14 protein-coding genes are annotated in these 13,336 nt (G+C 42.7%); 1 reads left to right on the top strand and 13 read right to left on the bottom strand.

Annotated features, from left to right (window positions below; translation table 11 throughout):
• Nucleotides 1-208: 208 nt before the first annotated feature.
• The gene (locus FED51_RS09825; protein WP_053431256.1) at nt 209-655 is read left to right on the top strand and encodes a PepSY-associated TM helix domain-containing protein; all 447 of its coding nucleotides are present in this window, start codon (nt 209-211) and stop codon (nt 653-655) included.
• Between the two features lie 161 nt (nt 656-816).
• On the opposite strand, the gene FED51_RS09820 is transcribed toward FED51_RS09825, so the two are convergent.
• From FED51_RS09820 to FED51_RS09760, 13 genes are all read right to left on the bottom strand, one after another.
• Nucleotides 817-1,329, bottom strand: coding sequence for a 4'-phosphopantetheinyl transferase family protein (locus FED51_RS09820; RefSeq protein ID WP_166740106.1), 513 nt, complete (start codon nt 1,327-1,329; stop codon nt 817-819).
• A gap of 19 nt (nt 1,330-1,348) precedes the next feature.
• Entirely contained in the window at nt 1,349-1,540 is a 192-nt protein-coding gene (locus FED51_RS09815; RefSeq protein ID WP_083445541.1) for an SDR family NAD(P)-dependent oxidoreductase, read from the bottom strand.
• Between the two features lie 61 nt (nt 1,541-1,601).
• Entirely contained in the window at nt 1,602-1,889 is a 288-nt protein-coding gene (locus tag FED51_RS09810; protein ID WP_010898002.1) for a phosphopantetheine-binding protein, read from the bottom strand.
• A gap of 157 nt (nt 1,890-2,046) precedes the next feature.
• Complete coding sequence (locus FED51_RS09805) at nt 2,047-4,203, bottom strand: beta-ketoacyl-[acyl-carrier-protein] synthase family protein (protein ID WP_233443893.1); 2,157 nt, start codon at nt 4,201-4,203, stop codon at nt 2,047-2,049.
• Complete coding sequence (locus FED51_RS09800; protein ID WP_053431259.1) at nt 4,200-5,285, bottom strand: alpha/beta fold hydrolase; 1,086 nt, start codon at nt 5,283-5,285, stop codon at nt 4,200-4,202. The genes FED51_RS09805 and FED51_RS09800 overlap by 4 nt, the downstream gene beginning before the upstream one ends.
• A complete protein-coding gene (locus tag FED51_RS09795) occupies nt 5,282-5,971 on the bottom strand; it encodes a thioesterase II family protein (RefSeq protein WP_053431260.1) in 690 nt (229 codons plus the stop codon). Before FED51_RS09795 ends, FED51_RS09800 begins: the two co-directional genes overlap by 4 nt.
• Nucleotides 5,972-6,187: 216 nt before the next feature.
• Nucleotides 6,188-6,898: an MBL fold metallo-hydrolase gene (locus tag FED51_RS09790; protein ID WP_053431261.1), complete on the bottom strand. Its 711-nt coding sequence runs from the start codon at nt 6,896-6,898 to the stop codon at nt 6,188-6,190.
• The gene (locus tag FED51_RS09785) at nt 6,864-7,493 is read right to left on the bottom strand and encodes a TetR/AcrR family transcriptional regulator (RefSeq protein ID WP_053431262.1); all 630 of its coding nucleotides are present in this window, start codon (nt 7,491-7,493) and stop codon (nt 6,864-6,866) included. Before FED51_RS09785 ends, FED51_RS09790 begins: the two co-directional genes overlap by 35 nt.
• A gap of 282 nt (nt 7,494-7,775) precedes the next feature.
• Nucleotides 7,776-8,489 (bottom strand): FadR/GntR family transcriptional regulator, encoded by a 714-nt coding sequence (locus tag FED51_RS09780; RefSeq protein WP_041821462.1) that lies wholly within the window; start codon nt 8,487-8,489, stop codon nt 7,776-7,778.
• Between the two features lie 84 nt (nt 8,490-8,573).
• Nucleotides 8,574-9,266, bottom strand: a complete 693-nt coding sequence (locus tag FED51_RS09775; RefSeq protein WP_053431263.1) for a LutC/YkgG family protein — start codon at nt 9,264-9,266, stop codon at nt 8,574-8,576.
• Nucleotides 9,235-10,692 (bottom strand): LutB/LldF family L-lactate oxidation iron-sulfur protein, encoded by a 1,458-nt coding sequence (locus FED51_RS09770; protein WP_053431264.1) that lies wholly within the window; start codon nt 10,690-10,692, stop codon nt 9,235-9,237. The genes FED51_RS09775 and FED51_RS09770 overlap by 32 nt, the downstream gene beginning before the upstream one ends.
• A 4-nt stretch (nt 10,693-10,696) precedes the next feature.
• The gene (locus FED51_RS09765) at nt 10,697-11,431 is read right to left on the bottom strand and encodes a (Fe-S)-binding protein (RefSeq protein ID WP_053431265.1); all 735 of its coding nucleotides are present in this window, start codon (nt 11,429-11,431) and stop codon (nt 10,697-10,699) included.
• Between the two features lie 4 nt (nt 11,432-11,435).
• Nucleotides 11,436-13,220 (bottom strand): L-lactate permease, encoded by a 1,785-nt coding sequence (locus FED51_RS09760; RefSeq protein WP_053431266.1) that lies wholly within the window; start codon nt 13,218-13,220, stop codon nt 11,436-11,438.
• Nucleotides 13,221-13,336: the final 116 nt, after the last annotated feature.

The raw sequence follows: 13,336 nt of genomic DNA, 5'->3' as shown, positions 1-13,336 counted from the left end.
GGTGAAAGCGGAATCTGGGGTATGTATTTGATTTCCATGTAACGTTTGCTCAGCCAATCTCACACTTATCGCTGAAAACATCATTCTTTATTGATAATGAAAGTGTCCGTGAACATTGTTTAAATATTTTTACGACTTCACGTTTTCCTCACATTTTTATGTAACACTCAACGTTGGTTCATGAAACAGACAAAGGAGTTAAGAAGACATGGATGTAGCAAAATCAACGAGCGGAGATTCGAACAAACAAATGAATGAAACGAAGCCATCACTCTATCAAGTTATTTGGCGGTGGCACTTTTATGCTGGGGTGATTGTTGCCCCGTTTTTGATCATTTTGGCTGTAACCGGGGGAATCTATTTATTTAAACCACAAATCGAACAAACACTCTATCAACAGTATAACGAAGTGACGCCAACCGGAGATCGCCTGTCTCCAGATGAACAATTAGAAATGGTTCATGAACAGTACCCTGATTCGGTCATTACAGCGTATCGCCCAGGAGAGAGCTCTACCCGTTCAAGTGAAGTGACACTCTCAACGGTCAACGGGCCACTCACGGTATTCCTCGATCCTTACACAGGGGAACAGCTCGGAACGTTGGAACATTTTACACAACCAGAGAGAGAGTCACGATCAAGATCATGGGGATGATTCCCATCATTAACAACGGAAAAGACATTCGGTTCTGTTGCGATAACCGAATGTCTTTTTTGCCATTTTCCCTTTTTCGGTACTTTACGTCATTATCAAACGTAAAACAAGTAAAACAGGAGGAGGTCGCTACTGTATTCAAGTGTAAGTGGAATTTTAACTTATTGCACACTCTTCCCTTCAAGGCAGATGGTTTTCACGTAACTAGGGTCGTGTTGGGTCAAAAGAACATATTCACGACCGTTATAGTGAATTGTATCGGACAGAACGGATTGCTTTCCTATGTTGCTGCTCAATCCTTCCCCTACTGCTTTCCCTAGCGCTTCCTTTCTCGTCCATAATGACAGCCATAGTCTCATCTTCTGATCGGGATCCACTGAAGCTAATAAGTTGATCTCATCTTGATGGAAAAAGAACGGGTGCACTTTGGGTGGAAAAGGGCGTGGACATTCAATATCAACGCCAAGGACTGCCGTTTCATGCAAACCGATCAAAAAGTAATCTTTAGCATGGGAAACGTTAAAGAAATAGTCGTTATTTTCGACTATGGGTTTTCCGTACTTCCCATAAGTAAAGTGAATTTGATTTGGTGGAAGCGCGAGCACGGTTGAAAGTAAGAAACGTAAATAGCCCCTAATCAGTTTGAAACGCTCTGCGTAAACGGATGATTTCATGCGTTCCGCACGCTGACGTTCATCTGAGGAAAGGATAAGAAACGCATTTTTCCCCTTGGTTAAGGGTTTTTTCGATTTCCCTTGCAGCTTCATGATTAGACGCGTAGATGCCATAGACAAAAGCTCCCTGTTCAACAAAAGTTTTTACAATCTCTTTCCCGATTCCCCTTGTAGCACCTGTTACAATGGCTACTTTATCACGTAATAACATGGTGAGCCCCCTTTGCTTAAAAGACCGGAGTATGGGCAAAGCCACACTCCGATGATTCCATTTAGTTCCCTACTTTTTCCTTCAATTGCTCCTCGATAAAGGATGAAAGAGTAGCAACAGAGTAGAAATGCTTACGAACATCCTCCTCTTCCAATCCTTCTACTTTCACGCCAAATTCAGCTTCAACACCTGCGACAACATCAAGGGCCTCAACTGAATCAAGTCCTAGCCCATCTCCAAACAATGGCTCTTCATCCTCAATTTCATCTGCCTCAATGTCCTCCAGCTCCAATCTCTCAATCAAAATGTTCACCTTAATAATTTCTTTAATTTCGCTAATAGATTTCATTCTACATTCCCTCCATTTTTTTATTTTCTAATGGCCATGGCCATAGAATTCCCGTTAATCGATGTAGTGATAATAAGCCCTGTTCTCAGATCGTTTTTCGGCCAACCAAAAGCATGAATCATAGACTGTTGTTCTTCTTTTGGTAAAGCAAGCAGCTCTAGTGCCACTTGTGCGTGAAAAAGCGATCCATTGATTCCATATAACCGCAAAGATGGTTCAATGTATAAACAGGGATATGCCCTAGGCGTTCCTTTAATTGAAGAAACGCATCGATGTCTGTCACATTGTTGTTATGGTAAAAGATGAAATCGATCTCATCCTCAGAAAGGTTTGCATTTTGCAAACATTGCTCCACAGCATGTTGAATCGTTTGATCCATATCATTTTGGCCAGAAAACGCTTGACCGAAGCCTTCGATTGTAGCAATCGGATCTAGACCTTTCTCTTCAGTAACTTTTGTATCTGCTAACAAGATAAAAGTACTTCCTTCACCGATCTCATAAGAACTATTCTGTAAATTCATTGCTCGATCAATCTCATCAGATAATCCAGACCGCTCATCTCCAGCTCCTACTAGCACGGTTGATTGCTTCCCATCAAGAATGCTAGTCATCCCATATAGGATCGCTTGTAGTCCATCTATACCACCTGAGCTATGAGAAGAGCTAAAACCTTTAATACCAAACTTCTTGGCAAGCTTTCCTGCTGTTGAGTTCAACACCATATCTGGAAAGTAGACACTACTTGCATTTCCAGCTCCGCGCTCTAAAATAGAACCTAAGTATTTTTCCGCACTTTTTAAGCTGCCACGAGAAGTTCCATAAACAAGCCCAATTTGTTCATTGTCTATGTTGGAAAGGGAAGTGTTCTTTAAAGCTAAATCGCATGCTGCAATGCTATATTGAGTTAGTGGGTTCATCCGTCTTTCGTATAATGAACGATTATATTCTTTAAGGGAAAAATCTAGTTGAAATGTAGTAGGTGAATCTTGATGTAAGTTAGATAGAAGTGTTCCATCATGATCGGCCAACCTATGAATGGTTCCATAGCCATAAACGCCAATTCGCTTCTTCTCCTCAGCACTAGAGGTGGTGATCGTAGCTGGTGAGAACGCTGGATGGTATACATTTTTTGATAGAATTGAAGAATTGTGTCCACCAAAGGCTGAGTTATTACATAAAAAATACTTTGGCTTATATGATTTCATTTCGTTTGTCACTAATTTCGGATGATTGCAGCCTTCCCTCGCCTGCGAAAAGTGAAGTGTTGCAGGGAGAAGACCTTGTTCTAATGCCAGCAATGTCGTCGCGTACTCAATTGCTGCAGCCGCTCCTAGATTGTGACCAAAATACGCTTTACTTGAGCTAACGTAAATGTTGTCAAATTGCTTGCCGAAGTAAGCACGTAGCCCTCGCAATTCTGCAGGATCATTTGCTTTTGTTCCGGTTCCATGTGTATTAATGTAATCAATTTCATCTTTGGAAATATTCCCTTGTTCAATGGCCATTTCAACCGCTTTTCGAATGCCTTGTCCCTCCGGCTGAGGAGCAGTCTCATGATAGGCATCACTGCTCAAACCATAACCTTCTACGATCGTATACACCTTTGCGTCCCTTGCTAACGCTTTTTCTAATGGTTCCAAAACAAGAAAAGCAGAACCTTCTCCAAGACTTAATCCATATTGTTCATTATAAGGAGAACATGGTTGATCATTTAGAGCCTTTAAAGCATTAAAGCCCGCATATACTGAAGTGGACATCGAATCCGATCCACCTGCGATCATGACATCAGCAAACCCGTGGCGAATCATGTCACACGCATATCCAATTGCATTTCCACTTGCGGCACAAGCAGTGTTTAACGTGATGACTGGTCCGGTTAAACCGAAATATTTAGCTACAACATCTCCTTGTTGATAAAAAGGATAATTTCGTGTTTTTTCTAGGTCTAACTCCTGTAAAGCTCTCTGTTCTTCCAGTGAATTCAAGCCACCATTGCATGTTCCAAAGGCTAAACCAATCGTTTTTTCTACTGTCTGATCTACTCTTGCCTCCTCCAAGGCTTCCTTAATAGAAACAACAGCATACTGAGCGCAACGATCTAACCCTTTCTGTTCCTCAGGTGTAAAATGATCAGATGGCTGGAAGGAGCTAATCTCGGCCCCAATTTGGCTAATAAATTCTTGTACGTCGAATGACTGAATCGGTCCAATTCCTGTTTGATTGTCAAGCATATTCTGAAAAACTTCCTCTTTGTTGTGTCCAATGCTTGTTAAAATTCCAATACCTGTGACAGCAACCTTTAATGAGTTCACCGTTTCCCATCCCGTCCCTTCCATTTGTTGTATGTCAGTAAAAACGCTAACATGATTCGAACAAAGTACCTCTTGCTATTGCTATGCTTTAGGATGCTTAGAGGAATGATTTTTTGAATGAGAGGCAAATGATTCGGCGATCCATGAACATCATCAAACTCGTAAAATGTCAAATTCGCTATGTTGTCAAGAAGAAATGATTTCTCACTTTTAGGAATGATCTCATCTTTGGTACTAAAAATATAAGTAATAGGAATTTTAAGCTTGTTTAATTCTTTTGGCATAAAAGCGAAACGAGAAAGTGCTCGTCCGACATGGTCTAATTCCTCCTCCATCACATGAGCCAACGTTGCTTGTGTGATAAAAGGGACATTCAATTGAGAATAGTCTTGAAAGAAATAATGAAGTGGGGCTCCTACCGTCGTAATTCCTTTAATGCGTTCGTCATGTAACGCTTGCTTCATAGCAAGATGACCACCAAAACTCATACCAACAATATACGTGTCACCAACCTTAGCTTGTTCGGCAAACGTATCTAATATTTGGCCAATCATTCGATAAGAGTCTGCATGATAACGTACTTGATTTTCTCCTACACCAGGACATTCTGTAATGAGGACTGAAAATCCGAGCCGCTTTCCAACTTGCAGAAAGACACTCCATTGTTCCTTTATCGACACAATTCCACCAAGTACGAGCAAACAAGGAAGATCAGGATGAAGGTTTGCAGCATAAACAGTTACCTTTTGATTATCATAATAAACTCTATGTTTTTGTACATCTTCCCTACAATATGCTTGCTCAAAAACCTTTGTCAAACGGGCTGCAGCCTCTTGCTGTAAGCTCGTTTGCGGAAAGGGAAAGCGTGCAAAATTGTAACATTGAATAGCATCTTCTATCGCATTTGCTTGCAAGCATTTGTTGGCAGCATCCACCCACTGCCAATCCCACGCTCCCGCTGTAGGCTCTTCTGAGGCTGCTCGTTCAATGCTCTGTAATACTTGGCGTGGGTTGATCGCTTGGAATGAATGTGTTTTTACATGTAGGTCGGCGTATTGTTTTAACTCTTTTAACGCAATCACCTGACTTCACCTACTTTTCCCAGAAACATTTTCATGAAACGTTCGACAATTTCTGGCTTTTTTAAGATGTGAAAATGATCTCCTTCGAATGTTTCATAATGAAAGGATTGCCTCCAACACTTCCTCCACTCTATGACTGGACTATTTCGTGTAATGAGATCTTTTGTTCCATTTAAAACATAGGTAGATATAGGTGCATCATCTTGAACAAATCGAAATGATTTGACAAGCAGTAAATCTGAACGAACAATAGGAGCAAACCATTGAACAAACGCAGGAAGATCAGCATATTTAGACGGTATTCCACTAATATCAACTAGCTTCTGAATCATTGTACGATCATCTTCTTTGAGTATACTCACATCATTTTTATATTGATGCAACGGCCTAACACCACTCAGGATACGAAAGCTAAGCCACTCATCTTGATAGATTCTCGTTACCTCATAAGCTAGCATAGCTCCTAAACTATGACCAAAAACCCCCCACTCTTGTCCCTTTACTCTTTTTCTTTGAATTTCGCCGGCAAGATCTTGGGCTGCACTCTGGAAATCTGTATGAAAAGGCTCACGAATTCGTCTTCCTCTCCCCGGTAAATCAAGGGGAATCGTCTCAATTCCAGAAAATCCCCAACCATTAAACAATGATGACGAACCACCGGCGCAATGAAAGCAAAATAGCTGCATTAAGCACCTCCTTCCTTTATAACCGACGGTTACTAACCTAAGGTTATAATAAATCATCGTTTTATAAATTTCAACATATTTTTTCTAAAATTAATATAATTTTTATAAATCCAATAGAAAAATACCTTTTTAGAATAAAAAGGTATTTTTTCTTACATAAAACATTTATTTGTCGTAAATGATGTTTTGCAATTGTGTTAATGTCATAAAGAGTGGTTAGCTGATCGTACGATCCTCGTTTTTGATTTTTTGTTGATCATTCCGCTCATACTTGTAATGGGTCAAATATTCATCAATTTGTGTATGAGGATTGTCAATATCATTCCCATGACAAATACTCACTTTACTTGGCTGAAGCTTTTTGACAATCTCTCCACTTCTCACAGCCTCATTCATATCCGCTGTAAACATTTTAATAGGTTGCTGTAACTTGCCACGCTTCGATGTAAATAAATCGCCTCCTATCAGGACTCGATCTTTTTTATGATAATAACAGACATGACCTGGAGAATGTCCTGGTGTATGGTAAGGTACTAGATTTCCAAAACAGCGAAACTCCCCGTCCTCATCAACAGGCAATGGCTTAGCAACACCCGGTTCAACTAAATATTCTCTTTTTTTCCGACCTGGGAAAGGCTCTTTCCCTTCCATATGTTTGATATCAAGCTTATGAACATACACTGGGAGGTCCTGGATGTCTAAAATCTTTTTTAGCCCGCCTACATGATCTGAGTGACCATGTGTTAACAGGACACCTTTCACTTTTCCTAACTTTTCAGCTTCTTTAAGAATTCGTTTTCCCATATAAGGCATTCCTGTATCGACAATATAGACGCCTTCGTCCTCTTTCACAATCCAAGCACTCATTTTCAGCAAGAACCAACTCTCCAGCTTATAGATGTGAGGGGATACTTGTATTCGTTTCATCTTCCTCCACTCCTTTTATTAAATATAAAACGGCCTCTGTAACAATTGGAAAGACCCTTTTAGCAATTGAAAGAACCCGCTCTTCTAGATCTTTGTAGGTCATTATCATGCCATGAAGCAGAAAGTAAATCATTCGACTGAAATCTACAACCTTGCGATGCCCTGCTGTTGGAAAAACACCACATACTGCTTTTGTTAAGAAATTAAAAAGGGTCAAGCGCTGTTCATTCAGCTCCCATTTCGTCTCTTGGGTATCCACACGATCGGCTTCATAGGTCAGGAATGCTTGATATAGATTCCGATAACTTAATCCGAAATAGAAAAACATTTTTGAAACACGAATTAACTTTTCCTTGGCCCCGTACTTGGTTGAGGCGAGCGCTCCAGCCATACTTTCTTGAAGACTGACAAGAGGTTCTTTCGCAAGCGCTTCTAGCAACTTTCGTTTGTCTTCAAAATACACATAGATACTCGTATGTGAACAGTTTGCCTCTCTGGCAATTTCTCGAACCGTCACTTGTTCATAGCCCTTTTTTAAAAAAAGTTTATTGGCAGCAACTAAAATTCTTTCCCTAGCTTGAATATCGTGAGGCATTGTCCTCTCCTTTCCTTCAATCAATATAACCGTCGGTTACTAACCAACGGTTATATTGTATCATGTTTTTTCTTTTTGTAAAATATCGCTTTTAGCCTATTTCCCATTTTTAATAAAAACTTTAAACTTTTTTACATCTGTGACTCTCACCCATCCTACTATCATCATCACAATTAAAAAAACCGTTATTTTTTCTTGTACTTTCACCAGTTACATTCGGCAACCTTTCATAGAAGTGAAAAAAGCCTTGACCACTCCGGTGTGATCAAAGCTCCCTTCATACTATAACTGCTTTTCATATGCCTCCATTAAAGTCTGCTCCACATTCATTAAATGTTGGAGCATCGCATCGTTTGCTCCTTCGGCATCTCTTGCTTCAATGGCCTCATAAATACGTTCATGCTCATCTTGTAGCCGTTCTAATGTTTGTTTTGTTGAGAATAAGGCAATTCGCCGCGTCTCATACATTGTTTTTCCAAGAGTATCGGATAGTTGCTGCATCATATCATGAAGCATGCCATTGTTCGTTGCTTTCGCCAACGCTAGATGGAAACGAACATCGGCCTTTTCTCCGAGATCCCCTTCGCTTTGCGCCATATCCGTTAAAGCCGCTCGCATTTCAGCTAGATCTTCATCGGTACGATGCGTAGCAGCTAAACTGGCCGCACCGACCTCCATGATTTTCCGAATTTGGAGCAGTTCTTCGATTTCTTTTTTACTCATGATTCGTTCAGGGGAAACGGGGGCCATCATCTGTGACACGTCAAATTTGTTCACATATGTGCCCTCTCCTTGCTTGATCGTAATATACCCAATGGCTCGCAAGGCACTGAGCGCCTCCCGCACAGCCGAACGGCTCACATTAAACTCCTTTGCTAGCTTCTCCACAGATTGAAGTTTTTCTCCTGGCTGTAGCTCACCGTTACGAATCATCATTTCTAACTCATCACGAATGACCTCTGAAATTTTTTTCGTTTCTACCCGTTTAATTACCATCGCTTGCACCCCGTTTAGATCAATCGCTACCATTATACCATAGAAGTCTAGGTGCTCCGAATTTATCGGGGTGCCATACGAGCCTTAACGATCTTCTACGACAATATAGCAGGCGCGGATCGGCCCATGAACACCAACGACTAAGTTCATTTCAATGTCAGCACTATTGCTTGGTCCAGAGATAAAATTAATGCAGGAAGGGAGGCGTTCTCCACTGGCTGCCTTAAGGTGGAGATCTCTCGTCACTTGGCTCATTCTCGGGACTAGCGTGCTCTTCGGAATAATTGCAATGTAATATGTCGGTAGTAAGCTGACTGAACGCCCTTTGCCATTCCCACTTAACAAGACGACGGTTCCTGACTCGGCCAGTGTGTAGTCAGCGAATGTGATGCCAATGTCGGCTTGCTCTGCTTTTTCGACTAAGCGTTCACCCTCGGTGTGATCCCACACTTCCACTTGCTCTCGCTGCAAAAATGACGTTAACCCAAACTGATCAAAGCGAGGGTCGTTCCATGTAATCACGTTTCTCGCACTATATTCTTCTAGCACGTTATCAATGGCTTGCTCTAATCGATCCACTTTCGTTTGCTTCACGTCCGTATGGATTTTCGTACACTGCCCTGACAATACATTCACCAGTTGATCTGAAGAGTGCTCTTTCATCACTTCAAACTGTGGCTTAACGGTGTAGTCCGGACGCTTGACCCCGGCCGTACGCCGCCCTCTACCGAGCTTTTCTGCAACATTATTGAGAAAGGTCTCTCGTCGTTGAATCATGATGGATGTTCCCCTTTCCTCGAGTTTTAAACCAGTCGCGGAACCGTTCTTTCTTTGCAGCTGGTAAATCACGAATGTCCGTCCATCCCTTTAGCGGACCTGGTCCCTTTTTAATCGAACCGTCCTTTGTTAGCGGCGAGAGAACATAAGGTGCACCCTTCGTCCCCATTTTAAATAAATTCGGCTGACTTGCCACAAGACTGAAGCCTTTCATTGCCAAGGATTCAGAGAGCGAAGTCCGTTTCTCCTGTTCGGCGATGACCCGGCGATGCTTAATTAGCAGCTCATGGAGCGGGATTTTCACCGGACAAGCATCGGTGCAGGCAGCGCATAAACTAGAGGCGTATGGGAGCTCTTGATGATCGTCATAGCCTTCTAAAAGCGGGGTCAAAACAGCACCAATTGGTCCCGGGTAGATCGAGCCGTAGGAGTGACCGCCTACATGGCGATAAATCGGGCAAACATTAATACAGGCTGCACAGCGAATGCAATGGAGGGCCGCTTGAAATTCCGTTCCTAAAATATTTGATCGACCATTGTCGACGATGACGAGGTGGAATTCCTCTGGGCCATCCACGTCTCCTGCTTCTTTCGTCGAGGTAAGTCCTGTCACATAGCTCGTGAGCTTTTGCCCGACCGCACTACGGCAAAGCATGCTCACCAAGATATCAAGCTCTTCCCATGTCGGGACAATGCGCTCCATGCCCATCACCGTAATTTGCGTCTTCGGTATCGTCGTAGCAAGGCGGGCGTTCCCCTCATTCGTTACAAGGGTGATGCTGCCGGATTCAGCGACGGCAAAGTTACAGCCGGTAATGCCAATATCGGCTTGTAAAAATTCTTTCCGTAACTGTTCACGAGCAAAAAGCGTCAGCTCTTGCGGATTGGCAGACTTGGAATAGCCTTTTTTCTCCTTGAACGTCTCTCGAATTTGCTCCTTGTTTTTATGGAGAGCAGGTGCCACGATATGGGACGGTGGATCATGGTCATCAATTTGCAAAATGTATTCACCAAGATCGGACTCGATGACCTCACAGCCGATGCTTTCGAGGGCTTGGTTCATGCCAATTTCTTCTGTGACCATGGACTTTGATTTAATGATTTTTTTCGCCTGCTGTTTCATTGCGATTTCTTTGATGTATTCATTGGCTTCCTCAGCTGTTTGCGCAAAATAAACATAACCGCCGTTTTTGCTGACATTATCGCTCAATTGCTCCAAGTAGTAATCAAGATTGTCTAATGTGTGCGATCGGATCTCTTCGGCGAGCGTCCGCCATTCCTGCCAGTCCCCTAGCTCTTCTTCCGCCTTTGCTTTTGCCAGCTTTAATCGCTCTTGCGCTGAGCTCACCGCTTGTCGCATAAAAAGGTTGTCTATTCCTTTTTCCACTCGCTCGTCAAATGACGCATGGCCAATTTTAATGCCCATAAAATCATTCCTCCCTTGTCCGCTCTTGATGATTCAACACTTCGGCAAGGTGCATCATTTTAATCGGCTTGCCCTTTCGCTGAATACGCCCACCAATGTTCATCAAACAACCACAGTCAGCACCGATTAACACGTCCGCTCCTGTCTCCTCAATATGGCGCACCTTTTCATCTACCATCTGCTCGGAAATCGGCGTCATTTTTACGGAAAACGTCCCACCAAATCCGCAGCACGTCTCCCGATTCGGTAGCTCTTCCAACTGTAACCCCTCGACTTTCTCTAGCAAATCAAATGGACTTTGCGTTTCACCGAGCAAACGTGTCATATGACAAGACGTATGGTACGTAGCCTTCGCTTGCAAACTACTATGAACCTCTTTTACTTTTAATACATTTACGAGAAATTGAGAAAGCTCATATGTTTTAGCTACAAGTTTTTTTGCCCGTTCTTGCCAAACCAGCTCATCCTTCAATAATTCCTCATATTCATGGAACATGGCAACACATGATCCTGATGGTGAAACGACATACTCTGCCCTTGCAAACGTCTCAATCATGTGTTTGGCGACTTTTTTCGTGTCCCGATGATAACCGCTATTGTAGGCAGGCTGACCACAACACGTTTGCTGTTCCGGAAACTCCACTTCACAGCCATATCGCTCTAACAATTCAACCGTGTGTCTGCCGACGTCAGGATAAAAGACGTCAGCAAGACAGGTAATAAACAACGAAACTTTCATATGATCACCCTCCGAACTTTTCTTCGATGTTGTTTAATTTCTCCTTCTTCTGTTGATTCCCTTTGACAATCATACAAACGATACCGATGATGACGAGAATAGCCATTATCGTTCCAATATTAAAGCCGATACCGAAAAACGCCACATAGCCGATCGCTCCTGCGAAAAACAAGTAATACCCTGTTGGAATGAGAAGCTTACGTATAAGGGCTCCCTCTTTTCCGATCAACCCAGCTGTAGCAGAAGCTGCAACCACATTATGAACACAAATCATGTTTCCTGCGGCACCACCAACTGCTTGTAACGCCACAATCGTCGCAGGATTCAAGCCTACATTTTCAGCGGTTCCAAATTGGAATAAGGAAAACATCATATTGCTGATCGTGTTACTGCCAGCAACGAATGCTCCTAATGCACCAATAACTGGTGCAACAAGTGGCCAGCTTTCACCAACCAACTGAGAAACTCCTTCGGCTAGCACGAGTGGCATACTGACAAATCCTGAGGCATTGTCGCCAGAGTTAATAAACACTTGAACCATAGGAACGGCAAATAATAATGCAGGTGCTGCCCGAACAATCATCGCGCTCGATTGTTTTACAGCATGCATATAAGAATCTACTTTCATTCGATAGATAACATAACCAACAAGTGAAGCAATGACCATAATAAATCCTGGTAAAAACAAAGGCGTACTCGTAATCGAAATGGCTGTCCCGAACAACCCTTCCACAGAAAACTCTAGCCGTTTTAACCAATTGCCAAACGGTAGTCCATTCAATCGAGTAAGAACAAGCAACAGACCGATTAACACGTAAGGCAGCCAAGCAACCCATGGACGAATCGTCGGCTCTGCTAAAGAATCCGCTTTTAACGTCCCTGTCCATTCAGGGTCCCACATCGATTCATGAGCAAAACTCCATGAACGCTTCGGCAGCAGCCACCCTTTTTTCGCAGCAGGGACGACAATCGCAAGGCCGATCAACCCTCCGAATAACGACGGAAATTCAGGTCCTAGTACGTTGGCAACGATCATATAAGGAATCGTGAACGCCAATCCAGCAAAAATAGCAAAGGGCCATACTTCACACCCCTCTTTTAAAGATCGATTTTTCCCGAAAAAGAACGTAAGCATGGTCACCATAATGAGCGGAATAAATAATCCGACGATCCCGTGAATGATGGACACTTGTCCACCAATCATTCGCACATATTCGTCGACTGTCAATCCTAGTCCACTCGCCTCGACTGCTACATTGTCTGCCCCTGCAAGACCAGAGGAGACACCGACTAAGATAGGTGTACCTACAGCTCCGTATGAAACAGGAGTCGATTGAATAATTAAGGCAACCATAACGCTTGCCATTGCTGGAAAGCCGATCGCCACGAGGAGCGGGGCAAGGATTGCTGCAGGTGTCCCCCAACCAGATGCTCCTTCAATAAATGAGCCAAACAACCAACAAATAATAATGGCTTGGACGCGCCTGTCTGGTGAAATTTCAATAAATCCTTTTCGAATCGTATGTATGGCCCCGCTTTCTTTAAGAGTATTTAAAAGCAGGACCGCACCAAACACGATAAACAGAACTTCTAGGGCTGTAACGACCCCCTTCACACTTGCAGCCCCTATTTGATGACCTGGCACTTCCCACAAAAAGTATGCAGCTAATGCCGTAACGAAAAACGCGATTGGCATCGCTCTTTTCGCTGGCCAACGTAAAACAACTAACAGTAAAAACACCGTCAATATCGGGATGAGTGCAAGCAATGACAACCATCCTAAATTCATCATTTTCCCCCCATATTATAACATCATTAGATCATTAGGTCATCAGATGACTTAATGTAAGCGTTTTAAATATAGCTGATTTTTCGTCTGTTTTCAATCAATTTTTAAAATTTACT

The sequence above is a fragment of the Halalkalibacterium halodurans genome, from assembly GCF_005671335.1.
Lineage (GTDB): Bacteria > Bacillota > Bacilli > Bacillales > Bacillaceae_D > Halalkalibacterium > Halalkalibacterium halodurans.
Note: the sequence above shows the minus strand (reverse complement) of the source record. Positions and strands in the feature narration are given on the sequence as shown.